The sequence below is a fragment of the Kitasatospora sp. NPDC127121 genome, from assembly GCF_042677305.1.
In the GTDB taxonomy this organism is placed as follows: domain Bacteria; phylum Actinomycetota; class Actinomycetes; order Streptomycetales; family Streptomycetaceae; genus Kitasatospora.
On sequence record NZ_JBHXTQ010000004.1, the window covers coordinates 168985 to 193813 of the forward strand.

General features: G+C 73.8%; 26 protein-coding genes. 7 read left to right on the forward strand and 19 right to left on the reverse strand.

The window, feature by feature from the left end; translation table 11 throughout:
* Positions 1-76: 76 nt before the first annotated feature.
* The 13 genes from ACFVHI_RS04730 to ACFVHI_RS04790 form a co-directional block, all read right to left on the reverse strand.
* The gene (locus ACFVHI_RS04730) at positions 77-835 is read right to left on the reverse strand and encodes an AfsR/SARP family transcriptional regulator (protein ID WP_279634911.1); all 759 of its coding nucleotides are present in this window, start codon (positions 833-835) and stop codon (positions 77-79) included.
* 136 nt (positions 836-971) lie between these two features.
* On the reverse strand, positions 972-1262 hold the full coding sequence (locus tag ACFVHI_RS04735) for a helix-turn-helix transcriptional regulator (protein ID WP_107453059.1): 291 nt from the start codon (positions 1260-1262) through the stop codon (positions 972-974).
* A gap of 258 nt (positions 1263-1520) precedes the next feature.
* Complete coding sequence (locus ACFVHI_RS04740; protein ID WP_380335726.1) at positions 1521-3740, reverse strand: MMPL family transporter; 2220 nt, start codon at positions 3738-3740, stop codon at positions 1521-1523.
* A gap of 160 nt (positions 3741-3900) precedes the next feature.
* Positions 3901-4476, reverse strand: a complete 576-nt coding sequence (locus ACFVHI_RS04745; protein WP_380335729.1) for a 4'-phosphopantetheinyl transferase family protein — start codon at positions 4474-4476, stop codon at positions 3901-3903.
* 203 nt (positions 4477-4679) lie between these two features.
* Positions 4680-5840, reverse strand: coding sequence for an acyl-CoA dehydrogenase family protein (locus ACFVHI_RS04750; RefSeq protein ID WP_380335732.1), 1161 nt, complete (start codon positions 5838-5840; stop codon positions 4680-4682).
* On the reverse strand, positions 5837-6568 hold the full coding sequence (locus tag ACFVHI_RS04755; protein ID WP_380335734.1) for a hypothetical protein: 732 nt from the start codon (positions 6566-6568) through the stop codon (positions 5837-5839). Before ACFVHI_RS04755 ends, ACFVHI_RS04750 begins: the two co-directional genes overlap by 4 nt.
* Positions 6565-7455, reverse strand: a complete 891-nt coding sequence (locus ACFVHI_RS04760; protein ID WP_380335737.1) for a hypothetical protein — start codon at positions 7453-7455, stop codon at positions 6565-6567. The genes ACFVHI_RS04755 and ACFVHI_RS04760 overlap by 4 nt, the downstream gene beginning before the upstream one ends.
* Before the next feature lie 2 nt (positions 7456-7457).
* Positions 7458-7730 (reverse strand): acyl carrier protein, encoded by a 273-nt coding sequence (locus tag ACFVHI_RS04765; RefSeq protein ID WP_063348736.1) that lies wholly within the window; start codon positions 7728-7730, stop codon positions 7458-7460.
* 47 nt (positions 7731-7777) lie between these two features.
* Complete coding sequence (locus tag ACFVHI_RS04770; protein ID WP_063348737.1) at positions 7778-9064, reverse strand: type III PLP-dependent enzyme; 1287 nt, start codon at positions 9062-9064, stop codon at positions 7778-7780.
* 2 nt (positions 9065-9066) lie between these two features.
* Positions 9067-10479 (reverse strand): ATP-grasp domain-containing protein, encoded by a 1413-nt coding sequence (locus ACFVHI_RS04775; protein WP_380335740.1) that lies wholly within the window; start codon positions 10477-10479, stop codon positions 9067-9069.
* A 113-nt stretch (positions 10480-10592) separates the two neighbouring features.
* A complete protein-coding gene (locus tag ACFVHI_RS04780) occupies positions 10593-11525 on the reverse strand; it encodes a 3-oxoacyl-[acyl-carrier-protein] synthase III C-terminal domain-containing protein (protein ID WP_063348739.1) in 933 nt (310 codons plus the stop codon).
* 194 nt (positions 11526-11719) lie between these two features.
* Positions 11720-12307 (reverse strand): TrmH family RNA methyltransferase, encoded by a 588-nt coding sequence (locus ACFVHI_RS04785; RefSeq protein WP_363370405.1) that lies wholly within the window; start codon positions 12305-12307, stop codon positions 11720-11722.
* Positions 12304-12948, reverse strand: coding sequence for a class I SAM-dependent methyltransferase (locus tag ACFVHI_RS04790; RefSeq protein WP_380335744.1), 645 nt, complete (start codon positions 12946-12948; stop codon positions 12304-12306). Before ACFVHI_RS04790 ends, ACFVHI_RS04785 begins: the two co-directional genes overlap by 4 nt.
* A gap of 240 nt (positions 12949-13188) precedes the next feature.
* Between ACFVHI_RS04790 and ACFVHI_RS04795 the strand changes: the two genes are divergently transcribed.
* Positions 13189-13386 (forward strand): hypothetical protein, encoded by a 198-nt coding sequence (locus tag ACFVHI_RS04795; protein ID WP_063348742.1) that lies wholly within the window; start codon positions 13189-13191, stop codon positions 13384-13386.
* Between the two features lie 25 nt (positions 13387-13411).
* Here ACFVHI_RS04795 and ACFVHI_RS04800 read toward each other — a convergent pair whose 3' ends face one another.
* Both ACFVHI_RS04800 and ACFVHI_RS04805 read right to left on the reverse strand, forming a co-directional pair.
* On the reverse strand, positions 13412-15976 hold the full coding sequence (locus tag ACFVHI_RS04800; protein ID WP_380335747.1) for a lysylphosphatidylglycerol synthase domain-containing protein: 2565 nt from the start codon (positions 15974-15976) through the stop codon (positions 13412-13414).
* A gap of 83 nt (positions 15977-16059) precedes the next feature.
* Positions 16060-16821, reverse strand: a complete 762-nt coding sequence (locus tag ACFVHI_RS04805) for an SDR family oxidoreductase (RefSeq protein WP_063348744.1) — start codon at positions 16819-16821, stop codon at positions 16060-16062.
* Between the two features lie 229 nt (positions 16822-17050).
* Here ACFVHI_RS04805 and ACFVHI_RS04810 point away from each other — a divergent pair, with 229 nt between their 5' ends.
* The 3 genes from ACFVHI_RS04810 (at position 17051) to ACFVHI_RS04820 (ending at position 18905) form a co-directional block, all read left to right on the forward strand.
* Positions 17051-17317 (forward strand): UBP-type zinc finger domain-containing protein, encoded by a 267-nt coding sequence (locus tag ACFVHI_RS04810; protein ID WP_363582452.1) that lies wholly within the window; start codon positions 17051-17053, stop codon positions 17315-17317.
* A 165-nt stretch (positions 17318-17482) separates the two neighbouring features.
* The gene (locus ACFVHI_RS04815) at positions 17483-17755 is read left to right on the forward strand and encodes a hypothetical protein (RefSeq protein ID WP_063348746.1); all 273 of its coding nucleotides are present in this window, start codon (positions 17483-17485) and stop codon (positions 17753-17755) included.
* A 172-nt stretch (positions 17756-17927) separates the two neighbouring features.
* Positions 17928-18905 (forward strand): sigma-70 family RNA polymerase sigma factor, encoded by a 978-nt coding sequence (locus ACFVHI_RS04820; RefSeq protein WP_380335752.1) that lies wholly within the window; start codon positions 17928-17930, stop codon positions 18903-18905.
* On the opposite strand, the gene ACFVHI_RS04825 is transcribed toward ACFVHI_RS04820, so the two are convergent.
* Positions 18813-19163, reverse strand: a complete 351-nt coding sequence (locus tag ACFVHI_RS04825) for an STAS domain-containing protein (protein ID WP_380335754.1) — start codon at positions 19161-19163, stop codon at positions 18813-18815. The genes ACFVHI_RS04820 and ACFVHI_RS04825 overlap by 93 nt on opposite strands.
* A gap of 204 nt (positions 19164-19367) precedes the next feature.
* Between ACFVHI_RS04825 and ACFVHI_RS04830 the strand changes: the two genes are divergently transcribed.
* Entirely contained in the window at positions 19368-19859 is a 492-nt protein-coding gene (locus tag ACFVHI_RS04830) for an NUDIX domain-containing protein (protein WP_380335756.1), read from the forward strand.
* A 61-nt stretch (positions 19860-19920) separates the two neighbouring features.
* Here ACFVHI_RS04830 and ACFVHI_RS04835 read toward each other — a convergent pair whose 3' ends face one another.
* From ACFVHI_RS04835 to ACFVHI_RS04845, 3 genes are all read right to left on the reverse strand, one after another.
* Positions 19921-20670, reverse strand: coding sequence for a Clp protease N-terminal domain-containing protein (locus ACFVHI_RS04835; protein WP_380335759.1), 750 nt, complete (start codon positions 20668-20670; stop codon positions 19921-19923).
* Between the two features lie 196 nt (positions 20671-20866).
* A complete protein-coding gene (locus tag ACFVHI_RS04840; RefSeq protein ID WP_380335762.1) occupies positions 20867-21607 on the reverse strand; it encodes a tyrosine-protein phosphatase in 741 nt (246 codons plus the stop codon).
* Positions 21608-21801: 194 nt separating this feature from the next.
* Positions 21802-22512: a VC0807 family protein gene (locus ACFVHI_RS04845; RefSeq protein ID WP_380335764.1), complete on the reverse strand. Its 711-nt coding sequence runs from the start codon at positions 22510-22512 to the stop codon at positions 21802-21804.
* Between the two features lie 196 nt (positions 22513-22708).
* On the opposite strand from ACFVHI_RS04845, the gene ACFVHI_RS04850 reads away from it, so the two are divergent.
* Together ACFVHI_RS04850 and ACFVHI_RS04855 are read left to right on the forward strand one after the other, a co-directional pair.
* Positions 22709-23590 carry an RNA polymerase sigma factor gene (locus tag ACFVHI_RS04850; RefSeq protein ID WP_380335771.1) on the forward strand — a complete coding sequence of 294 codons (882 nt, stop codon included), beginning with the start codon at positions 22709-22711 and terminating at the stop codon, positions 23588-23590.
* Complete coding sequence (locus ACFVHI_RS04855) at positions 23587-24729, forward strand: hypothetical protein (protein WP_380335766.1); 1143 nt, start codon at positions 23587-23589, stop codon at positions 24727-24729. Before ACFVHI_RS04850 ends, ACFVHI_RS04855 begins: the two co-directional genes overlap by 4 nt.
* The last annotated feature ends 100 nt before the right edge of the window (positions 24730-24829 follow it).

Sequence of the window (24829 nt, forward strand, 5' to 3'; positions counted from 1 at the left end):
TCGGGGGGCGGGGGGGGCCCCCCCCGGGGGGCCCCCCCCGACGTGCCGGGGCGAACTGCCCTCGCCCCGACGGGACTTACAGCGAGGGATCCTGCATCAGGATCGCCTGGTAGAGGTGGTGGAGACGACGACTCGGCTTGAGCCCCAACTCGTCGTCGAGCCACTTCCGGGTGCGGTGGAAGATGTCGACGGCCTCCGACTGCCGGCCGCACCGGTAGAGGGCGATCATCAACTGCTCGCTGAACCGCTCGCGTTCCGGGTACTGGGCGAGCAACTGCTTCAGCTCGGCCACCACCGTCCCCGCCTCGCCCGCTTGCAGCTGGGCCGAGATCAGGTCCTCCCGCGCGGTCTTGCGCTGCTCGTCCAGACGCAGCGCTACGGCACGGCACCAGGGCCCGTCGCTCGTGTCGAGCAGGGCCGGTCCGCGCCACATCCCGAGCGACTTGCGGAGCGTGTCCATCGCTTCGTACGGCCGGTCGCTGACCAGCCCCGCGCCTTTCTCCGCCGTCCGCAGGAACCGGTACGCGTCGACCGCGTCCTCCGAGACGTTGAGCATGTAACCGTTGTCAACCGTGCGGATGAGTTCCTGGTCCGGCCCCTCCAGACCAAGTTCCGCCAACGATTTGCGCATGCGTTTGACATTGGCCTGCAAGGCGTTGCGCGCGTTCTTGAGCGGCGCTTCCCCCCACAGCTCGTCGATCAGTTCGTCGAACGCGACCACCTGACCGGCGTTGAGCGCCAGCATGGTGAGCATCACGCGATTCTTCTTCGCCCGTAGACCTACGGTGCGCTGACCGTCGCCGATCAATAGTGGGCCTAATATGGAGATGTACACCAAATTCCCCGTCCCTAGCGGTGAACTCCAGCCACAAGCTTTTCTCCTGTGACCTCGGCCCGGCCACCGTCAACAGTGGTCGACGTGTTTGGGGTGGCCTGACAAAGGGGAAAAGCCTGGGTATCATTCGCGCTGGTCAAGTATCGGACACGCCTGGGTCGTCCGGCCATGTACCTTCGTACATGAGTTGATGAACCTGCGCCACCAACCCCACCTGAAGCCGCGACTCCACTCCCAGTTTCGCCAGGATGTTGGCGACATGCGCCTTCACCGTGCGCTCTGTGACGTGCAGTCGGGCGGCGATGCCGCGGTTGGAGTGTCCGGCACCGATCAGGTCGAAGACCTGCCGTTCCCGTCCGGACAACGTCCCGACCCGGGTGAGTTCGTTGCGCCAGCGCGCCGAGGCGAGGCTGCCGTCACTGTGCATGGCCACCCCCCTGACCGCCCCCTGCTTCCCCGTGGCGCGTCCACCGGCAGTTGCGCCCCCCCGTCACCGGGAAGGTCGTTCACGTGCCGACGAACGCGCATGCGATTCTACAACTCCCGTAACAAACCACCACGGGACAGTCGGCGTCAAACCCCTTGTCACGACTGGTTGTGGCCAGGTGCCTGCACGAAACGCACACGAAAAGGACCGGGGAGGGGCTAAGCCCTTCCCCGGCCGTCGAGTTGGACGGGTCCCGTGTTACGGGAGGGTCGTGCGTGCCGCCGAGGCCGCTGCCGCGGCGGCCACGATGGCCGGCATCCGCGGGGTCCGGGTCGTGGTCTGGCGCGCGAGCCGCGAGGGCCAGAAGGTCTTCCAGCCGAGCAGGGTGACCACGGCCGGCAGGACGACGATCCGGATCACCGTCGCGTCGAGCAGCACCGCGCAGGCCATGCCCACCCCCATCTGCTTCATCTCGATGAAGTTCAGCGAGGCCAGCAGGGCGAACACGCAGACCATCACCACCGCGGCGCTGGTCACCACGCCGGCCGTGCGGGTGATGCCCTGCTCGACCGCCTCCTTGACGGAGAGCCCGCCGCGCGCCGCCTCCCGGATCCGGCTGACCACGAAGACGTGGTAGTCCATCGACAGGCCGAGCAGGATCACGAAGAGCATCAGCGGCAGCCAGGCCACCACCCGGCCGGTGGACTCGAAGTGCAGCAGGTCCTCCGCCCAGGTGTGCTGGAAGATCAGCGCGAGCAGGCCGAAGGAGGCCGCTGCGGACAGCACGTTGAGCACCACGGTGATCAGCGCGAGCACCACCGAGCGGAACGCGGCGGTCATCACCAGGAAGGTCAGCACCAGGGCCACTCCGAGCACCCAGGGCATCTTGTGCATGACGTTCGCCCGGTAGTCGACGTCGAACGCGACGTCGCTGCCGCCGACCGCGAACTCGGCGCCCGCGACCGTGCCGAGGGTCTGCGGGGCGAGATCCTGGCGCAGCCGGGCCAGCGAGGCGCGGGCCTGCGGGGAGCCGCTGTCGAAGTGGGTGCCGATCGCGATGGTGGCGACCGTGCCGTCGGGGGAGGTGCGGACGACCGGCGCCGGGTTGTGCACGAAGAGGTCGTCCTGCGAGGCGCGTTCGACCAGCGACTCCACCGCGGTGCCCAACTGCGCCGTCCGGTCGGCCGGGACCTTCACCGCGACGGTGTGGGTGTCGGCCTGGCTCGGGAAGGAGTGGGTCAGCCGCTCGTTGGCCTGCATCGCCGGGATCGACCGGGGCAGGTCGTCGATCCCGGTGGCCTTGAGCTTCAGGCCGAGGGCGGGCAGCGCGAGGACGAGCAGCGCGCCGACCGAGACCACCAGCGCGATCACCGGGTGGCGCAGGGCGGGCTTGAGCATGGTCGACCACAGCCGCGGCTTGACCCCGCCCTTCTGGGTGAGCCGCCACACCAGCGGGACCCGCGGCGCGTCCAGGTAGCGGCCGAACCGGGACAGCATGGCCGGCAGCACGGTCAGCGAGGAGGTGATCGCGATGGCGACCACCAGCACCGCGCCGGTGGCCATCGACTCGAAGGCGATGTGCCCGGCGAGGTAGAGCGCCCCCATCGAGATCATGACGACCACGCCGGACACCAGCACCGAGTGCCCGGAGGTGGCGGCCGCGATCTCGATGGCGTCGATGTTGTTGGCGCCCAACGCCCGCTCCTCGCGCTGGCGTTTGAGGTAGAACAGCGAGTAGTCGACCCCGATGGCCATGCCCATCAGCACGATGACGTGCGTCACCGGCCCCGGATCGGGCACCAGTTGGGAGGCCACCCCCCACAGGCCGAGCCCGGCGAGCACCGAGGACAGGCCGAGGACGACCGGGACGCTCGCGGCGACGATCGCGCCGAACACGAAGACCATCACGAGCAGCGTCACCGGCAGGCTCAGCACGGTCGCCTTGCCGAGGTCCTTGCTCAGCATCTCGTTGAGCCCGGCCTTGATCGAGCCGGCGCCGACGAGTTCCATCCGCAGCTCGGTGTGCGACGCGTGGGTCCTCGCCACGGTGTCGATGAGCGGCTGCACCCGGTCGGCGGAGGTCTCCGGATCGCCGTCGAGGGTCACCGGGACGAGCAGGGCCGAGCCGTCCGGCGCGGGCACCGGGGCGTCGATCGAGCTGATGCCGGGGAGGGCCTTCAGGTCGCGGGTGGCGTCCGAGGCCGCGGACTGCGCCTGGACGGGGTCGAGCCGGCCGCCGCCCCACGGGGTGATGAGGACGTTCTCCACCGCGCGCTCCTGGAGGCCGCCGCTGCGGGCGATCGCGGCCGCCCGGCCGGACTGGCCGATGGCGAGGTCGGAGGTGGTGGCCTGCCGGGTGCCCGTGACGCCGCCGACCACGAGGGCCGCCACGACGAACGCCACCCAGAGCGCGATCGCCCACCAGGGGTGGACGGCGCTCCACCGAGCGGCCCTGGTGATCACGTTCCTGCCTTCCACGATCACGTTCCCCTCCTCAAAAGAAATGCCCGGATCAAGACACGGGCCTGACTTATGAGTCCGGCCGGTGCGGTGCGGCGTTCGCCTGCATCACTGAATCTAGTGACGCTTCGACGCATGATCACGGGTACAACTTCGACGATTGGAGGGGGAGTTTCTTCTACTTGACAGCCGACCCGAGAGGGCTGCCGCCGGATTCCCCGGGCGGAATTTGATACCACATCCGCCGGGACACGTTAAAGGGCCCGTCGCCGATCAGTGCGACGGACCCCGCGTATTCCTCGGGCAGCGGCAGGTCGGTGACTCTCCACGGACCGGGCAACGGACCGGAGCGTGCGTACACGGTGGCTTCCGGTCCTTCGTGGGCGACCGGGATCCCCATGCCCTGGGTGAGTCTGGCGCCCGAGGCCTTCACGCACGCCTCCTTCCTGGTCCACAGCCGGGTGAAGGCGTCGGGCCCGCCCCGGGCGACCAGCTCCCGTTCGTCCGGGGGGAAGAAGCGACCGGCCAGCCGGGCGGTGTCCAGCTCGGCGCGGGCCAGCTCGACATCCACGCCGACCGGCCGTGATGCCAGGGCGAGCAGGGCGATCTCGCCCGAGTGGGACAGGTTGAAGTGCAGGCCCGGCGCGTCCTCGACGGCCGGCTTCCCCCACGGGCCGCGGCTGAAGTGCAGCCCGGCCGGGGGGCGGCCGAGGCGCTCGCCGAGGACGATCCGGGTGGCGGCGTGCGCGAGCACGAAGCGGCGCCGCAGTCCGGGCAGCTGTCCGCTCCGGGCGCGCGCCCGCTCCTGCTCGTCGAGCAGTTCCTCCAGGTGCGGCGGGTACCCGTCCGGGGCGTCCTGGGCGGCTTCGCCGTCCGGGCGGTCCGGGTGCTCGCCACCGGTCAGCGGAATCTGCCAGATCTCGACCGTATCCCGACCGACCGGTTGTTCTGTCCCGTTCAGAACCGGCCCACCTTTCCGGTGTGCAGCCCCTGGAACAGATTCAGCTTCTGGATGTTCCGTGTCCCCTCCATGAACTCCACGCCCCGGGCGTCCCGGGCGAGTTTGTCGAGGAGCGGGTGGTCCAGCCGGGCGCCGGGCCCGAAGAAACCCAGCGCGCGCATCGTGACGTCCTCGGCGAGTTCGCAGGCGCGGGCCTTCGCCGCCGAGGAGAGGTGCCCGGCGGCCGGCTTGCGGTCCACTGCGAGGGCCGCCCGGTAGGTCAACCGGCGGGCCGCGTCGATCCGCTGGCCGAGCGACTCGAACAGCTCGCGCTCCGCGCCGCGCAGTTCCCGGCGGTTCTCGGCGACGTAGTCGTGGGCGGCCCGGGCGATGCCGAGGGCGATCGCGGCCACACTCGGGCGGAGCTGGTTGAAGACCGAGACGATGCTCCACATGCCCCGCCGGGTCGGCGGCAGGTGGGCGCCGAGCACCCGTTCGGCGGGCACGTGCACCCCGTCGAGGGTGATCCGGGTCAGCTGGACGCCGCGCAGGCCGAGGGTGGGCAGCGGCTCCGCCCGGAAGCCGGGGTCGGAGGTGTCCACCAGGACGGCCAGCACGCCGAGCCGCTCGGTGCCCGCGACCCGCGCGAACACGGCGCCCAGGTCGGCCCGGGCGGCGTTGCCGACGTAGCGCTTCTCGCCGTCCAGGACGTACGAGCCGTCGCCCACCGGGGTCAGCGTGGTGGTCATCTCGCCGATGGCCGAGCCGCGGTCGGGCTCGGTGAGGCCGAAGCAGGTCCAGCGGGGGCGTTCGGCGAGCCGGCCGTACACCCAGTCCTTCTGGGCCTGGCTGCCGAGCACGCTCAGCAGCACCCCGCACATCGAGGCGCCGGGCGCGCCCAGCATCATCCCGGCGTCGCCGCGCGCCAGTTCCTCGCTCACCAGGACCCGTTCCAGGGTGGCCAGGCCGTGCGCGGGGCCGGCACCGGCCTCGGCGGACGCCCGGTCCCACTCCGGCGGCACCTGGTGGCCGGCCAGGAAGCGCACGGCGGGCAGGTCCAGGAAGCGGTGGACGGCCTCCGGGTCCCGGTCGAGGTCGAGCGCGCCCGCCCGCAGGTCTTCGGCCCACCGCCGCACGTGCCGGTGCGTGGTTTCCAGCGGGCCGGGCAGGCTGATCACACGTTCCCCTTCCGGGAGTCGACGTTCTGTGCCGTGTCCCCGGCCGGCCCCGGCCAGCCGCAGTACACGTCGGCGAGGAGCTCGGAGGCGTACGCCGCCCGGCCCGGCCCCTCGGCGGTGAAACCGTACGCCCCGAGCAGCCGCAGCAGTGCGCGGTCGGCCTGGGTGATCTGGGCCTGGAGGCGGGCGAGGGCCGGGCCGTCCAGCGGCCGGGCGGGGGCCGGCGGGGAGTCGTCCGGCCCCTCGGTGAGGTCGTCGAGGACGCCCTCGATCTCCAGGTGGTCGATCAGCACGTCGGCGAGCGCGCCCTTGACCAGCTGTTGCAGCAGCAGCGAGGAACCCTCGACCTGGCGGCCCGCGAGGTAGGCCAGGCAGGCCTCCCGCAGCCGCTCGGACGCGCCGAGCCGCAGCCAGGCGAGGCCGGTGCCCCAGTCGTGGGCGTCGGGGCCGGCGGGCGCCCGGGTGGCGTCGGCGGGGCTCAGGACGGCCAGACCGGGCACCGGGTCCAGGCCCCCATTCCCGTCCTCGTCCCCGTCCTCGTCGTCGCCGAACTCGGCGTACTCGCCGAGGAGTTCACGCGGGACCACGGCGTGCCCGCGCGGGCCGCGCGGTGCCACCCCGGGGGACAGCGCGCGGGAGAGCAGGGTCAGTGCGGGGACGAGGCCGTCGTTGCGCGCGCTCGTCCGGGCCTCCTGCCAGTGCTCGCGCACCTCGGCCGGAACCGTCATCGGACCCCCAACTCCCCCGTGTCGAGTGTGCAGTAGGCCAGGAAGCCGCGCTCCCGGTCGTAGTCGGCCACCACCACCGGGCGGTCCCGGTCGGCGGCGGCGAGCAGGGCGGCCCAGCCGCCGGTGGCGGGCTGTCCGGCCGCCACCTTGGTCCACGGACCGCCGTGTGCCGGAAGTTCAGCACAGCCGTCGGACAGGCCGGAGCCGGTGACCAGCGCGGCCGAGGCGTCCCAGCCGGCGAACAGCCCCGGCTCCGGGAGGCCCTGGGCCGCGCCGCCCAGCGGCGCGTCGCCGCCGTCCCAGTGGATCAGCAGCGCGACCGCGGCGTCCGTGTGGACGGCGCTCTGCCCCGTCGCGGGCAGCGGGAACGGCTGGGTGCCCTGGTCCACGACCAGCAGCAGCAGCCGCGACCAGCCGCACCGCCGGGCGTACTCCACGGCGACCCGCAGCGCGCTGAACGGCGCCAGGACGCCCTGGTCGGACAGGGCGAAGGAGAGCGGCTCGCCCGGCAGCCGCCCCTTCACGCAGGAGGCGACCAGCTCGGCGTGGTCGAAGTCCGGCGCGGAGTAGGCGACCACCACCACCTCGGGGCACTCCTCGGCGGTCAGCGGGCCCAGCGCGTCGAGCGCGCCGTGGGCCAGCTCCACCGAGGTGCGCCGCCCCGAGGCGGCGAACTGCTCGCGGTCGAAGTCCGCGCCGTAGAGCGCCCCGAGCTCGCGGTAGAAGTCCTCCCGCGCGGCCTCCGGCCGGTACGGCGCGCCAGGCCCCGGCGGGGTGTGGGCGCCGGCCCGGATCAGCCGCGGCAGGACCGCCGCCGGGGCCGGGCCGGGCGTGCCGTCCGCGCCGGCCGGGGCCGGACGCCGTACGGGCGCAGTCGCGCGGAACATGCTTAGGCGCTCGCTTCCGCGGCGACGAAGCCGGCCAGCGAGCCCACGGTCTCGAAGTGGGTCATGTCCAGCTCGTCGGCGTCGAACTGCACGTCGAGGATCTCCTCGATGGTGATGAGCAGTTCGAGCGCGCTGCTGGAGTCCAGGCCCAGCTCGTCGAAGAGGCGGACGCCCGGGTCGGCGCCGGAGACGTCCTTGTTGAGGACCTCCGACAGGCCCTTGCGGACGGCGTCGACGTACTTCACGTCGGCCACGGTGTTGGCAGTGTCGCTCATGGTGTTCTCCTCGGGCTGGTCCCGGCCGTGGGTCGGCCGGTCGGTGGTCAGTTCTGGTCGTCGCCGGGGGCCGCGTACAGCCGCTGGCGGCCGAGCATGGCCTCGACGTCGTCGCGCTCCCGGATCAGGTGCGCCCGCCCGTCCAGGACGAGCACCTCCGCCGGGTAGCCGTGGCTGAGGAAGTGCACCGGCGAGGCCGTCGGCCCGTACGCGCCGGAGCGCTGCACCCCGATCAGCTCGCCGGCCCGCAGCGCCGGCATCGGCACCTTCTTGCCGATGACGTCGTTGGGCGTGCAGAGCGGGCCGGTGATGTGCCAGGGCTCGGTGGCCGGCTCGTCCAGCCGCTCCAGCGCGGCCATCGGGAAGTTGCGCTTCACGTACGAGCCGATGCCGACGGCCGCCATGTGGTGGTTGGTGCCGCCGTCGGTGACCGCGAAGTTCTCGCCCATCGAGGTCTTGGTGTAGCGCACCCGGGTCACGTAGGTGCCGGACGCGGCGACCAGGAAGCGGCCCAGCTCCATGATCATCCGGGTCTCCGGGTGCCGGGCGCGGAAGTCCGCGATCAGCGGGTTGAGCCCGGCGGTCAGCTCGGCGACGTCGAGGTCCTTCTCGTTGTCGAAGTAGGCGATGCCGAGGCCGCCGCCGACGTCGACCGTCTCCAGCGGGAAGCCCAGCTCGGTGGAGAGGCGCTCGGCCAGCTCCAGGATCCGCCGGGTGTTCTCGACGACGGACTCCTCGATCAGGATGCGGGTGCCCAGGTACACCTGGACGCCCATCAGCCGGATGTTGGGGTAGCGGCCGGCGAGGTCCTTGCCCTCGGCCAGCAGCAGCTCCTCGTCGGTGCCGAACTGGCGCGGCTTGCCGCCCATGGTCAGGCCCGAACCCTTCACCGAGAAGCGCGGGTTGACCCGCAGCGCGACCCGGGCGGTGATCCCGCGCTCGCGGGCCACCTCGTCGATCAGGTCCAGCTCGCCGATCGACTCGCAGACGATCGCGTGGATGTCCTCGTCCAGGCAGGCCGCCACCTCGCCGCGGCTCTTGCCCGGGCCGAGGAAGATGATGTCGCGCGGCTCGACCCCGGCCCGGCGGGCGGTGACCAGCTCCGTCAGCGAGGACACCTCGGCGCGCGAACCCAGGCTGTGCAGCAGCGCGCAGACGGAGATGTTGGGGTTCGCCTTGAGCGAGTAGAAGACCTCCAGCGCCGGGTGCAGCGCCTCGCGCAGCCCCTGGAAGCGGGTGGTGATCTCCTCGCCGTCGTACAGGTAGAGCGGGGTGCCGAACTCCTCGGCGAGCTCGGTGATCCCGAGGCCCTGCACCTCGAATGCGACGCTCACGGTCAGCTCCGTTCCGGGTAGGCCGCGAGGCGGCGGGTGATGTCGGTGTCGAGCGCCTCGATCTCCTCGTCGGAGGCACCGACGAGCACGCCGTACAGCCGGCCCTCGAAGCCGTCCGCTTCGGTGTCGGCGGCGGTGCCCGCGGCGGCGTTCACCGTGGCGTAGTTGTTCACGAACAGGCCGCGCGGGCGCGGGCCCCGCTCGGTCAGCAGCAGCCCGTCCAGCACCTCGGCCAGTTCGGCGAAGGGCAGCGGGCGGGTCAGCCGCAGCGGGAAGTGCCGGGCGACGGCGACGTCGTCGGCCCCGGCCAGGCCGCCCTCGTGCACCACGTTCTGGTACGTGGACATGTTGTTACGGGCGTTGATCTCGATGACCGGGTACAGGCCCTCGTCCGGGTCGACCATCGCGTCGACGCCGACCACGCCGTAGTAGCCGTCGGCGGCGAGCCGCTCGCCGAGCCGCAGCGCCGTCGCCTCGATCTCGGCGACCTGCCCGTCGGTCAGCCGGGCCGGGATCCGGTGGCCCTTGTGGACGCCGCCCTCGGTCAGCAGCTCCTTGACGAAGTCGAAGTGCGTGGAGCCGTCCCGGCCCACCGTGAACTGGTAGTTGAGGTCGCAGCGCTTGGCGACCCACTCCTCGATCACCAGCGCGGTGCGCGGGGCCCCGCCCGCGGCCTTGGCGGCGCGCTCGGCCTGCTGGACCGCCATCCGGTGCAGCCGGCCCAGCCGGGCCTCGGAGTCCAGCACGACGATGCCCTTGCCGGACACGCCGAACGCGTCCTTCAGCACCACCTTGCGGCCCGCCGCCAGCAGTTCACCGGCCGCGGCCACCGCCTCGGCCAGCTCCTCCAGCGTCTCGCAGGCCCAGCCGCGGGCCTGGCGGATGCCCAGCTCGTCGGAGAGCCGGCGGCTGTACACCTTGCTGTTGACCCGCTTGCAGACCGCGGCGGTCGGCGCGCCCAGCTGCAGCCCGGTGCGCTCGGCCAGCTCCTCCTCGACGGTGGAGATGCCGTGCGCGGTCAGCCGGGCGCCCTCGGCGGCGACGGCGGACAGCACGCGCAGCAGCTCGGGGTCGGCGAGGGCGTCCTCGCTGACGGTGCGCTGCGGGTCCTGGCCGGCCACCACGTGCACGGTGGGCAGCTCCAGGCCGAGGCCCTCCAGGTAGCCGCGGTAGCCCTCGTCCAGGGCGGTCTTCAGCACGACGTGGTCGTCCTTGCCGCCGAGCAGCAGCGCGAACTCGTCCATGCGGTTCACCACCGCACTGCCCGCGTGCGAGGCGACCCGGGGCAGCGCGGGCTCGCCGAGCGCCCAGTGGTTCTCCACCTCGAAGTTGCCCAGGAACACCAGCGGGGTGTCCGCGGACCCGGTCACGGCGCGCTTGAGGCGCGCGCTGAAGCCGGAGGACGGTAGATGCATGTCGACCTCGTCATTTCTCGTGTGCGCTCGGGCGCGGTGCGGCGGGTGCGCAGGTGCTGCGGTGGTGCGGGTGCGCCGGTACTGCGGGGGACGGCCGGTCCCGTGGACGGCCGTCAGTGCTCCAGGACCATCGCGGCGAAGGTCGCCCCGAGCCCCACGCTGGTCATCAGGTAGCGGTCGCCGGGGCGCAGCCGCCCCAGCTCGGTGGCCTTCTGCAGGTTGATGAAGGGGTCGGCGCAGAAGCAGTGCCCGGTCTCGCCGACCAGGTCGAGGAAGACCTTGTCGAGCGGCAGCCCGAGCGTCTTGCAGACGCCGATCCACGACAGCCGGTTGACGTTGTGCGGCAGCACGAGCGCCAGCTCGTCGAGGCCGCAGCCGGCCTCCTCCAGGGCGGCGCCGATCACCTCGCACAGGCCGGGCCCGTACAGGTCCTGGAACTCCTTGGCGGCGGCGTCGCCCATGATGAACTCGTCGCCGAACTGGGTGTGGGTGCGCGTTGCGTACCCGAGCATCCGGTCGGAGCCGGTGCGGTCCGCGCTCACCAGGAAGGCGACGGTGCCCTCGCCCATGACGGTGACGTCCGGGATGGACTGCGTCTGGGTGGTGCACGCCTTCTCCCCGGCCAGGACCAGGGCGAGCGCGTTCGGGTCCGGGTCGGCGGCCAGTAGGGTGCCCGCCAGGTCCAGCGCGAGCAGCCCGGAGGCGCAGGCGTGGTGCGAGACGACGAAGCCGGCGGCGTGCTCCAGGCCGAGCTCGACCTGGAGCGGTCGGAGCGAGGTCATCGGGTACGGCAGCGGCGACGGCATCGTGCGGGCCTGGAGGACGTATTTGACGCGCTGTTCCTGCCCGCGCAGTTCCACCAGCTTGGTCGCGGCGCGCAGCAGCAGCTCGGTCTCGGTGGCCGCGGGGTCGCGGCACACCTCGGAGAGCCCGTAGAAGCGCTGGTAGCGCCGGAGCTGCACATCCGTCAGCTGGAGTTCCTGTTGGAAGCGCGCGATCGGGATGGTGTCGGGAAGACAGCTGGAGACTGCCGTGATCGACGTCATGCCAACTACAGTCGCCTGGAGCGCTGACGCTTAGCTGACGCTGCGCTGACCGCCGCCGCGCGGTGGCGGGGTGCGCTCCCCGCAGACGCCGGGGAGGTCCGGCCCGGAGGCGTGGTCGACCGTCCCGTACCGCCGGACGGAAACGACCGGAGGGGTGGGCCTTTCGGCACACCCCTCCGGAATCCGATCAGGTCCTACTCGTCGTCGGCCCCGCCGAGGTCACCGAGGTCGCCGAGGTCGGTGCCGTCCGGGGTGCCGCTGATCGCGTACCCCTGGCGGCGCGCCTCGTAGCAGGCCACCGTCGCGGCCGCCGACACGTTCAGCGAGCCGACCCGGCCCAGCTGCGGCACGAACACCACCTGGTCGCAGAGCGCCAGCGCGTCGGGGGTGATCCCGCGGTCCTCGTGCCCCAGCACGAAGGCCACCGCCGGGGTCAGCTCGGCGGCGAACATCGGCACCGCCTCGTCCGCCAGCTCCAGGCCGACCACCTTGAAGCCGTCCGCCTTCGCCGCCGCGACCGCCTCCGCGATCGTCGGGAAGTGCTCCACCTTCAGGTACTTGTCGGTGCCCATCGCGGCCTTCTGCGCGCCCGAGGAGCGCACCGACGGGGTCTCCCCGGCCAGGTACAGCTTCTCGGCGCCCATCGCGGCCCCGGTCCGGACCACCGAGCCGACGTTGAACGGCGACTGCAGGTTCTCCAGGATCATCGCGAGCCGGAACTCGTTGCTGCGCCGCCACGAGCGGTGCAGTCGCTTCAGTTCGGTCCCGCGCAACTGCTTCACGACGACGTTCCCCGTCCACTCTCCGTACCCTCGCCCGGCTCCGGGCGGGGTCGTGCTTCCAGAATCCGGAACCCGTTGACCGACGCGACCCGGGTGGTCGGGTAGCCCTGCTCGTTCAGCCACTTCTGCAGCGAGTCCGAGCCCAGGTGCTTCTGCACCACCAGGAACGCCGAGCCGTCCGGGGTCAGCCGGCCGAGCCAGTGCGTGAGCAGCCGGCGCAGCTCGGCCTTGCCGATCCGGATCGGCGGGTTGGAGTAGATGGTGGCGAACCGCACGTCCTGCGGGACGTCCTCGGGCAGCGCGGCCTGGACGTTGCCCAGTCGCAGTGCCTCGGCGTTCAGCCGCACCAGTTCCAGCGCGCGCTCGTTCACGTCCACCGCCCAGACCGGCAGCCGCCTGCGCCGGCTCGCCCAGGTCAGCGCGATCGGGCCGTAGCCGCAGCCGACGTCCAGGATCGGGCCGCGCACCCGCGGCTGCGGGGCGTGCTCCAGCAGGATCCGGGTGCCCGGGTCGAGCCGGCCGCGCGAGAACACTCCGGTGTCGGTGGTCAGTTCGAGGGTGAGGTCCGGCAGGGAGACCGTGATCGGCCGGCGCTCGCTGGCGACCTCGGGTGCACCGGTGAAGTAGTGCGAGCCGGACATGATTTCCCCGTCGTTCGTAAGGGCCTCGGGGCCACCGGGTGGGTGTGGGTAAGCCCTTGGTACGGCACCGATCGTACCCCCGGTGGCCTGCGGCGCGTTCCGTGCCGGCCGGCGGCCCGGGTGCCGCGGGGCCGCCCCGGCGCGATCGCGCCCGGCCGCCCGGCGACGGATACTGCCAGTACCGCCCCCGCGCCCGTGGGAGCCTCCGGACAGCGCCTCCGAACAGTGAGGACGGACGCCATGCCGCAGAATCACGAGGACTACCTGATCGACGAGGCCGTCGAGACCGTCGAATCCGACGACGAGGCACCCGAGGGCGACGAGTACGACGAGGTGGCCGAACGCCGGGCCGTCGGAGCCGACCCGGCCACCGATGTCGCCGACGCCGCCGAGCAGAGCCGCGTCGTCCAGCTCGACGAGGACGAGTACCGCGAGTAGCCGCCGCCGGGCCCGGTCCGGGGCGCTACAGCGCCCGGCGACGCTGCAGCCAGGTCATCGCCGCCCAGCCCGGCAGCACCGGCAGGATCAGCGTCAGCAGGCGGTACATCGCCACCGCCGCCAGCGCGCCGCCCTTCTCCATCGACGCGGTCTGCTGCAGCAGCGCGATCAGCGCCCCGTCCACCGCGCCGGCCCCGCCCGGGGTCGGCGCCACGTTGCCCGCCGCGTTGCCCACCAGGAACACCACCGCCACCGAGGCGAAGGACGGCTCCCGGCCGATCGCCCGGGTGCAGCAGTACAGGCAGCCGATCAGGCAGATCGACACCAGCAGCTGCCCGGTCAGCCCCACCGCCAGGCGGGCCGGGCTGCGCAGCAGGTCCAGCAGCCGCGGCAGCACCTCGGTGGTCAGCGGCCGCAGCCGCGCCGCCAGCCAGCGCCGGGCCGGCGGCACCGCCGAGACCACCGCCAGCAGCGCCGCCGCCCCCGCCAGCCCGCCCACCACGGCGGGCAGCGCGTCCAGCTCCGAACCGCCCGGTTGCAGGTCCAGCAGGTAGACGAAGGCGCCCAGCTGGAGCAGGTGCAGCACCAGGCCGATCAACTGCCCCACCCCGACGCTGGACAGCGCCTGCGCGGTCGGGATCCCGGCCCGCTGCAACAGCCGGGTGTTCAACGCGATCCCGCCGACGCCCCCGGGCGACACCAGCTTCACGAACGCCCCGGCCAGCTGCGCCAGCACCGCGTTGCGGAAGTCCAGCCGCTCCGGTACGAACCCGACGAACCCCATCGCCGCCGTCACGTGGCTCAGCGCCGCCGCCAGCAGTGCCAGCGCCAGCCACGCCGGATCGGCGTCGGCCACCGCCGAGATCGGGTTGTCCTCGGCCGCGAACAGCTGCGGGATCAGCAGCCACCCGGCCACCACCCCGCCCACCACCGCCAGCAGGGTCCGCGGCCGCAGCCGCTCCAACCGCACCGGCCGCACCTCCGCCTGCGGCCTGGTCCGCAGCACCTCCGCCCGGATCTCCTCCAGCAGCCCGCCCCCGCCGCCGGTGGCCTCGTCGGGCCCGGGGCCTGCCGGGTCGCCCGTGCGCGCGGCGGCGGTCGGGTGGGCGGCGGTCGGGCGGGCGGTGCGCTTGAGGGCGTGGCGGGTGGTGCGGGCGAGGGCGATGGGCTGGAGGAGGGGGAGGGCGGCCTCGACGGTGTCGGCGCCGAGGACGGTGACGGCGGTGTGGACGGAGCGGGCGGCGCCGGCCCGCAGGGCGAGGGTGGTGAGCAGCTGGGCGATGTCGCAGCGCAGCACGAGTTCGCTGGCCGCGATGTCGCCGTCGGCGAAGTCGACCAGGTGCACCGCGCCGGTCGCGTCCACCAGCAGGGAGGACGGGACGAGCGCCCGGTGGGCGATCTCCCGGCGCTGGAGGCGGGCGAGCTGCCGCCAGGCGTCGGCCAGCAGGTCGTCGGTGACCTCCTCGTCGGGGAGCCGGTCGAGGGCGCGTCCGGGGAGGTGTTCGTAGGCGATGAGGGCGGTGTCCTGGCCGAGGCCGGCGGTGGCGGCGATGCGGCGGGTGCGGACGCCGGCGGCGAGGGCCGCGTAGGTGACGAGCGCCTCGTGTTCGAGGCCGGCGCGGGGGGAGCGCAGGGCCCGGGGGTGGGGGGCGGTGCGCAGCCGCAGGCGACGCCAGGCGCGCTGGACGGCGGCGGCGGTGACGGCTTGCCGGTCGAGGAGCTGGACGTCGAGGTCGGGCCGGTCGTCGGCTTGCCGGACCAGGTAGCGGTCGGGCCCGGCGGGGTGGGCCTCGGCCGGGCGCAGGCCGCTCTCGCGCAAGGCCCGGAGGATCTCGCCGGGCCTGGGCAGCGGGTCGGGGGTGCCGACGGCGTAGAGGGTGCCGTGGGCGCCGGTCCAGCCGATGAGCAGGCCGAGCAGCAGGGCGGTGGGGGTGGCGTACCCGCCGGCGAGTCCGGCGAGGCCGGAGAGGGCGAGGACGGCCCAGGGGGCCCGGTGTTCGCGGTTGCCGGAGGCGGTCATGAAGGCGAGGACGGGCGCGAGGTAGCCGTAGACGGGCTCGGTGTGGCCGAGGGCGCCGCCCGGCAGGGCCTGGGTGAGGGCGGCGAGCAGGGAGGCGGGGGCGACGCCGTCGGCCCACAGGTCGAGGAGCAGGGTGGCGCCGTAGGCGAGGACGGCGGCGAGCAGGCCGTCGGAGACCTGCTGGAGGGCGCGTCGCCGGTCGGGGCCGAGGAGGCGGCGGGCGGCGAGGACGACGGGCACCAGCAGCACGGCGGCGGTGGTGAGGCCGCCGGCGAGGCCGGCGAGCGGCCGGGGCACCAGTTCGGCGGCTTCGGCGACGTCGGCGGCGATGCCGCCGGTGGTGGCCCGGGCGTAGTCGGCGAGCAGCAGGGTGAGGGCGATGGCGATGAGCCCGGTGAGCAGCCGGATCAGGGCGACGGGCTGCCGGATCCGGCCGGGTTCGGACACCGCCCGGGCCGGGCCCCGGCCGGCTCCGGCGCTCGCCGGTATGCCGGTGTCCGCCGGTGCGGGCGTGCCGGCGGTGTCGCCACCGCCGGTGTCGCCGTTCGTTCTCCCCGTCACGATCGCCACGGGTGGCATGCTCCCATGCCTCCCCTGATGGTGGAGCCGGAGCCCGGAAGCCGGCCCGGATCGGGGGAGTTCGGGGACCGGCCCTACGCCTGCCGGGTCGGCACGACGACCGTGTGGCTCAGGTTGACGTGCCGGGGGCGGCTGACGGTGTAGGCGATCAGGTCGGCGAGGTCGTCCGCGGTGAGTGCGGGGATGGCCGCGAACATGCCGCCGAGCTGTTCGCGCAGGGCGGGGTTGTCGATGTGGCCGCCGAGTTCGGTGTCGGTCAGGCCGGGCTCGATGGAGCTGACCCGGACGTCGCGGGGGCTGAGTTCGGAGCGCAGGGCGGCGGACAGCTGGGTGAGCGCGGCCTTGGTGGCGCTGTACACGGCGTAGTTGGGGAAGACGACGCGTGAGGCGATGGAGGAGACGTTGACCAGGTCGGCGGCCCGGCCGTCGGCGGCGGCTGCGGTGAGGTCGTCGGCGAAGGCGCGGATGATCCGCAGGGCGCCGGTGAGGTTGGTGTCGACCATGCGGGTCCACTCGTCGGTCCGGCCGTCGGCGAGGGGGTTGGGCAGCATCACGCCGGCGCTGTTGACCACCAGGTCGACCCGGCCGTAGGCGTCGTGGACGGCCTTGGCGGCGGCGTCGACGGAGGCCTGGTCGGTGATGTCGGCGGTGACGGCGAGGGCCTGGCCGCCGGCGGCGGTGAGCTCGGCCGCGAGGGTGTCGAGCCGGTCGGTGCGGCGGGCGAGCAGGGCGACCCGGGCGCCGTGGGCGGCGAGCAGGCGGGCGGTGGCCGCGCCCATGCCGCTGGCGGCTCCGGTGACGACGGCGGTGCGGGCGGCGAGGGCGGGGTAGCTCATCGGTGGCTCCTGGGCCTGGGAGGGTGGTGGGGCTGACGACGACAACTGTGCGCGGGCGGCGGAGGTTCGCCCAGGGCCGTGTGCGTCCCGGGTGCGGCCTTCCTGGGATGCGCTTTCCCGGGATCCGCGGTCCTGGGTGCGGCAGGACCACCCTGGCGCCGGGAAGGCCGACCGGGCGCGCGGCGTGTCTTGAGGCCGGGGCCGGCCGGGCCGTCACTACCCTGCGGGCATGAGTGCCTGCGAAGACCTCGCCGCGGCCCCCCAGGACATCGAGCCCCTGCCCCCGGCCGACGGCTGCGCCGACTGCCTGGCCCAGGGGCGCCGGGACTGGGTGCACCTGCGGATCTGCCTGGACTGCGGCCACATCGGCTGCTGCGACTTCTCGCCGCAGCGGCACGCCACCGCGCACTTCCACAACACCTCGCATCCGGTGATCCGCTCGTACGAGCGGGGCGAGGACTGGCGCTGGTGCTTCGTCCACGAGGTCATGGGCTGAGGCCCGGGCCGGCCCGGCTCGGGGAAAGCCGGGGCCCGTTCCCGGTGGCATCTCCCGGTGGCATCCGGGCGCAACCCCGATAAAATCCGGACATAACGACCGTGCGGCCCCCGGCCCCTCCGGTCGACATCCGTCCGGCCGGTGACCGCCGAAGGGAGGCCGACGATGACCAAGCGAACACCGGGCAGCACCGCCCAGCTCCGCCGGGGCACCCAGGAACTGCTGGAGCGCCGCGGCATGGCGACCGCGCCCACCCGGCTGGTGCCGATGCTGCGCGCCGACGCCATGTCCTCCGCCACCGCCGGGTACGCCGTGCCCGACGCCTTCCGGCACGGTGGCCGCGACCGGGCGGCCTCGGCGGGGCACGCCGCCCCGTCGATGCACGCCGAGCTGAAGGGCCACCGGCACCGCGGCGCGGAGAAGCACTCCGCCCACTGAGCGGATCCGGGTCCGGGGGCGGGCGCCGCGTTCCGGCGCCCGCCCCCGACGCGTGCTCGGAGGGTGTCCGGGGTGGTTCGCGGCCGGTGCTGGGGGGCGCCGGGCGGTTGTCAGTGGGCTGGAGTACCTTCGTGCCGTTCACCAGCACGGGGCGGGACGACGGGGGCGCACCATGACCGACCTGATCACGGAGGAGCCGGTCGAGCTCCAGTTGGAGCGGTACCGGACGGAGCTGACGGGCTACTGCTACCGGATGCTCGGCTCGGTCTTCGAGGCCGAGGACGCGGTGCAGGAGACGATGGTCCGCGCCTGGCGGGGCCACCGCGGCTTCGAGGGCCGCGCCGCGCTGCGCTCCTGGCTGTACCGGATCGCCACCAACGTGTGCCTGGACGCGCTGAACGGCCGCAACAACCGGGCCCGCCCGATGGACCTGGCCGGCCCGGTGACGGTGGCCACCGCGAGCGACACCCAGCTGCCCGAGGTGACGTGGATCGGCCCCGCGCCGGACGGCCGGGTGCTGCCCGAGACGGGCGACCCGGCCGAGGTGGCGGCCCAGCGCGAGTCGGTGAAGCTGGCCTTCGTCGCCGTGCTGCAGCGCCTCGCGCCCCGGCAGCGGGCCGTGCTGATCCTGCGCGAGGTGCTCGGCTGGAAGGCCGCCGAGGTGGCCGAACTGCTCGGCGTCACGGTGGCCTCGGTGAACAGCGCGCTGCAGCGGGCGCGCGCGGTGCTCGCCGGGGACGGCGCCGCCGCCCGCCCGGCCCCCGCCCTGGACGACGACCACCGCGCGCTGCTCGACCGCTACGTCCGCGCCTTCGAGGCGTACGACATGGACGGCCTCGCCGCGCTGCTGCACGAGGACGTCACGCTCAACATGCCGCCGTACGCGATGTGGTTGCGGGGGCAGGGCGAGATCCGGGCCTGGATGCTCGGCCCGGGCCACGGCTGCCGCGGCTCCCGGCTGGTCCCGGTGACGGCCAACGGCGCTCCGGCCTTCGCCCAGTACCGGCCGAGCCCGGCGGGCGGGCACGAGCCGTGGGCGCTGATCGTGTTGGAGGTGTCAGCGGGCCGGATCACCGGGTTCACCAACTTCCTGGACACCGACGTGCTCTTCCCGCTGTTCGGCCTCCCGCCCCGGCTGGCCGCCGAGTAGGCCCTGTTCGGGCCGCCGGAGGTCGAGGGGGTCCACGCCCCCCGGCAGCAGGGCCGCGAGCCCGCTGAACGCGAGCAGTTCCCGCAGCGGGCCGCTCGCGTTCAGCAGCACCACGCCCACCCCGTGCCGAGCGGCGGCGAGCCGCAGCCGGGCGAGGGCGTCGACGACGGCCAGGTCGGGCGCGGTCAGCGCGCCCAGGTCGCAGGTCAGGTCGCAGGTCAGGGCGGGGGCGGTCGGGGGCTTCGGCGTGGTGTCCATGCTGCTTGGACCGGCCCGGCGGCCCGGGCTCATCGGCTCCGGCGGAACTTCTCGCAGCCTCCCGGAGCTCCACCCTGGCCGAGGAGAGCGTGGGCCTGCGCTCCGCCCAGCGTTGAACCGACGGCCCAGCGCTGAACCGACGGCCCCGGGCGGGTCGGTGGCAGAGTGGGCGGTGCAGAACCACCGTGCCCCAGGAGGATCGCAGTGACGGCTGAGCCCTTGAAGTCCCGTGAGGAATGGTTGGCGTCCCTGCCCAGGATCTACGCGGCGGCGGGCTGCCTGCTGCGGGACGAGTCCGGCCGGATCCTGATCGTGAAGGCCGGGTACCGCGAGTACTGGCAGTTCCCGGGCGGCACGATCGACCTCGGCGAGGGCCCGGTGGAGTGCGCCTCGCGGGAGTTGTTGGAGGAGACCGGCATCGTCAGGGCGACCGGGGACCTACTGGCCATCTCCTGGACCCACCCCTCGTCCGAACTCGACCACCCCGCACAGCACTTGATGTTCGACTTCGGCACCGTCCCGGACGGCACCCCCGTGACCGTCCCGGCCGGTGAACTGGACCGGCACCAATGGGCCACCGTCGAGGAGGCGCTGGAACTCCTCGGCCCGGCCCGCTCGGTCCGGTTGCGGGCGGCGCTGGAGGCGGCCGCCGACGGCCGGGTGCGGATCGTCAGCACGCCCATCTCCGGCTTCTGAGTCCCACCCCGGCCCAACCGACCGGCCCCGGGCGGGAGTTCCGCCCGGGGCCGGGCCCGTCTCACGCCTGCTCGGCGTTCCGGGCGGCGATGATGGCCTTGATGGCCTCGGAGGTGAAGGTCTCCGCCTCGGACTTCTCGACGCCGAGGCCGGCGAGCACGCCCGAGCCGTTCTCCAGCTCCAGCAGGGCGAGCAGGATGTGCTCGGTGCCGACGTAGTTGTGCCCGAGCTTCAGCGCCTCGCGGAAGGTCAGTTCCAGCACCTTCTTGCCCTGCGCGTCGTACGGGATCAGCGCGGGCACCTGCTCGGCGGCGGCCGGCAGGGCGGCGGCGGCCGCCTCCCGGACGGCCTCCGGGGTGATGCCCTGGGCGGCGAGCGCCTTGAGCCCGATGCCCTCCGGTTCGGCGAGCAGGCCGAGCAGGAGGTGTTCGGCGGTGATCTCGGCGTTGCCGGCCGCCCTGGCCTCCTCCTGCGAGGCCATCACGACGCTCCGGGCCCGGTCGGTGAACCGGGCGAAGCCCTGGCTGGGGTCGAGGTCGGTGGGGGTGCCCGGGTCCTTGGGGACGAACCGCTTCTGGGCGGCCTGCTTGCTGACGCCCATGCTGCGGCCGATGTCGGTCCAGGACGCGCCGGAGCGGCGGGCCTGGTCGACGAAGTGGCCGATCAGGTGGTCGGCGAGGTCGTCGAGGTGGTCGGCGGCGATGACCGCGTCGGACAACTGGTCGAGCGCGTCGGGGTGGACCTTCTTGATCGCGGCGATCAGGTCGTCGAGGCGCAGCGGAGTGGTGTTGGGAACGACGGGATTCTCCATGCGTCAACCGTAGGTTGTCGATCCCGGGTCGTCAACCATCGGTTGACGCTACGCGTGAGTAGTCTTCGGCGACCCCTGCGGAACGAAGGCGTCCGATGGGCGGGCCGCGGATCCCGGCCCTGCCCGAGGCCGAGACGCCTCGCGAACTCAACTTCCAGGTGGCCGAGTTGCGGGAGCCGGTCTGGCCCGGAGGCCGCTACGCGGCGGGCAGCAGCCGGGCCCGGACGGCGGCGACCTCGGCAGGGGTGGCCCCGGCGGCGAGCAGGTAGCCCGCCGGGTCGAGGCCCTCCAGCGCGCCCGCCAGGGCGGCTTCGGCGGTGGTGCCGGCCTCGGCGAGCACCGCGTCGATCCGGTGGTACTGGTCCGGCAGGCCCAGCATCCCGTACAGCGGGCGGACGTTGGGGCCGCTGAGCTGGTAGTCCTCGACGATCGCGGCCCGCTCGACGCCGGCCAGGGCGAGCAGCAGCAGGGCCGCCAGGCCGGTGCGGTCGCGGCCGGCGCCGCAGTGCACGACCAGGCCGCCGGGGCGGGCGCCGGCGATGGCGGCGATCAGCGCGGCGGCGGCGTGCGGGCAGTGGTCCAGGTAGGGGCGGAGCGCGAGCGGGGTGCCGTCCAGTCGGCCGTAGGCCTCCCACCAGGCGGGGCCGGCGAGTTCGTCCAGCGGGACGCGGATCAGCTCGACGCCCTCGGGGAGCGGGAGGAGCGGCTTGTACTCCTCGGCGTTGCGCAGGTCGACCACGGTGCGGACACCGTGGTCGAGGAGGGCGTCCCAGCCCTCGGCGGTGAGGCGGTCCAGGTTGTCCGCCCGGACTATCGCCCCGCGGGCGGTCGGCCGGCCGGAGACGGTGGGCAGTCCGCCCAGGTCGCGGACGTTCAGGCAGCCGTCCCACACGAGGGTGCGGTCCTCGGTGGTGGTCAGCGCGTGCGTCCGGCTCATGGGGCCCCGTTTCCTCGACCGGGGGTCCCGTTACCCCCTCGTTATGAAGGACTCCCGGGAGATCCGGATGGTTCCGTGCTGTTCGGATCGCCGACACCCGGCGTTGGGGCCGGTTCGTGCGCCGTCCGGGGGCGGTGATGCTCCCCCGGGCGGCAGGTGGATGGCCGGTAGACGGCAGACGAGCTCGGGCGGTGTCAGGCGGCGGTCGGGGCTTCGGTCTCGGCGGCGACCAGCTTCTCCATCGGATCGGCCGCGATCCGACCGAGCATCGCGCCGGCCGCGATCGCGCCGATCATGAACACGGTGGACAGCCAGGCCATGGTCGCCACCGGCAGAGTGAAGGCGCCGACCACCCGGGCGACGCAGTCGGCCAGCAGCGCGGTGCCCCAGACACCCGCGAACACCCGCTCGTGGCGCCGGAAGGCCCGGGAGCCGGCCGCCCGGCCCTCGACCAGCCGCTGCCAGGCGGCGGCTCGGTCGCGCTTGCCCTTGGTGAGGAAGGGCATCAGCACCGGGGTCATCACCGACCGGCCGACCAGCGCCGAGATCAGGACGGCCAGCGCCACGGTGCCGCTCAGCCCGCCGTCCTTGGCGATCATCAGCCGGGCGTCGCCGGTGACGAAGGTGAGCGCCAGGCCCGCCAGGTTCACGGTCAGCATCAGCGCGGCCCACAGGTTGAGCCTGTGCTCGCGCAGCAGGCCGAGCACGGTCCGGGCGGCCGGGATGGCGCTGCTCCACGCCAGCGCGGCGAACACGCTCAGGTCGCAGACCGAGTGCAGCAGGTAGTAGCCGGCCAGCGGGGCGACCACGTCGATGGCGAGCGGGCGGAGCCCGGAGGCCGACGGGTTCGGGGTCGCGCCGGCCTCGGCGGTGGTCGCGGCGGTGATGGTGACGGTCCGGTTCACGGCGGGTTCCTTCCCTGCTGGTGGCCGCGGGCCGCTGCCCGCGTCGTGCCTCCAGTGTTTCCGTCCGACCCTCCGTCAGAGCAGTGCCGTCCGTTGCGGGATCCGCGTGACAGCTGTCATGGTGCGGGCCGTGACAGCCGCTCCGACCTGCGACTTCTCCCGGCTCGCGGGGTCGCGTTCGCCCGGATGGCCCATGATGTGGCGGGTGCAGAGTGCAGAGCGCCCCGGAGCGGGCACGGGCAGCCCCGTCGGCCGGTCCGGACCAGTCCCTTCCGTCGGCCCGCCAGCGGGTCGGGCCCCCGCTCCCGCCGATCTGACCGAGGCCGTCCGGGCCGCCCAGGCCGGGGACGAGGAGGCGTTCCGGCTGTTGTTCCGGACCGTCCAGCCGGGCCTGCTGCGCTACCTGCGGGTCCTGGTCGGCGGCCGCCCTGAGGACGCCCAGGACGCCGAGGACATCGCCTCCGAGACCTGGCTGCAGATCGCCCGCGACCTGGGCGGATTCTCCGGTGACGGGGACGGCTTCCGCGGCTGGGCCGCCACCGTCGCGCGCCACCGCGCGCTCGACCACCTGCGCGCCCGGCGCCGCCGCCCGGTCGCCGACCTGCCCTTCGAGTACCTGGCCGGGCTGGCCGCCGGGGACGACACCGCGGGCGCCGCGCTGGCCACCGTCGGCACCGCCGACGCGCTGGCGCTGATCTCCCGGCTGCCGCGCGACCAGGCCGAGGCCGTCCTGCTGCGGGTGGTCATGGAGCTGGACGCCGAGAGCGCCGCCCGGGTGCTCGGCAAGCGGGCCGGCAGCGTCCGGATGGCCGCCCACCGGGGGCTGCGGAAACTGGCCACGCTGCTGGAGCAGTCCTTCGCGGCCGGGGTCGGGATCCCCGCCGCGCGCGAGGCCGAACCGGCCGTGCGGCGGCCCGGCCGGCGCCGTACCGAGGGACCTGTCGAGGAACCCGCCGAGGAAACCGCGGGGAAGGCCGCCGGGAAGCCCACGGGGAAACCCGTGGGAAAGCCTGCGGGAAAAAGTTCTCCGCAAGGTGTGACAGAACGCCGGGCCGCGACGCTGAAGGACATGAGATGAGCACCAACCGATCCCGTCGGATCGACCGTGACGCTGCCGAGCATCTGCTCGGCGGTGCCGTGGGCGGCCCGCCGGCCGGGCAGGACGCCTCGCTCACCGGACCGGACGGCGGTCCCGGGCCGCTCGCCCGGATCCTCGCCGCGGCCGCCGCCCCGGCGACGGCCGACGAACTGGCCGGGGAGCAGGCCGCCCTGACCGCGTTCCGGGAGGCGCGTCTCACGCCCGACCCCGTAGTGACCACACCCGTCCGGAGACGATCGATGGCAACCGCCGCGCTGGCCAGGGCCTTCAGCACGAAGGCCACTGCCGCCGTGCTCGGCGCCACCGCGCTGTGCGGGGTCGCGGTCGCCGCCGGTACCGGCAACCTGCCGTCCCCGCTGGGCGGCGGGTCCGGCGCACCCGAGCACGCGCTCGCCGCCGCGGGCGGGCCCTCCGGCAGTGCGCCCGGCACCGCGTCCGCCGATGCGTCCGCGGATGCGTCGGCCGGTTCGTCCGCCACCTCGCCCGGCAGTGCCGCGCCCGGCACCTCGTCCGTCCGCCCGTCTGGCGGCTCCGCCTCGGGCGGCCCGCAGCTGGTCGGACCGTCCACCGCCGCGAAGCCCGGCACCCCCTCCACCGATACCGACGGCGACGGCGACGCCGAGGGGCACGGTGCCCGGCCGCTCGCGCCCGGACTGGTCGCCCTCTGCCACGGCTTCGCCGACTGGTCGGGCCGGGGCGAGCGGTCACCGGCCACCGAGCCGCGGTTCGGCCCGCTGGTCGCGGCGGCCGGCGGGGCGGAGAAGGTGGCGGACTACTGCGCGGAGGCGCTCGGCGAAGAGGACGACGACCACCCGGGCGCCACCGCACAGCCCCACGAACCCGGCCGGCCCACCCCCGGCCCTGGCGTGGGCAAGGGGAACACCGAGGACGGCCGGGGCAACGGGCAGGACAAGAGCAAGGGCAACGGCCAGGACAACGGTCAGGACAAGGGCCAAGAGAAGGTCCAGGACAAGGGCAACGGCGGCAACGGGGCCAAGCCCGGCCGGCCCGGCGTGACCGTCCCGGCGCCGCCGAGCGCGCCGCCCCTGCCCGACGTCCGCCCGAGCAGGACCGACCGGCCCGACCGGCCCGACGACAGCCAGTCGGGCCGGAGGTAACCCAGGAACTCCGGGTGGGCGGCGAGCGACTCCCCCCCGGCTCGCCGCCCACCCCGACCGCACCCCCCCCCGTACCCCACCCCCCCCACTACCGCGCGTC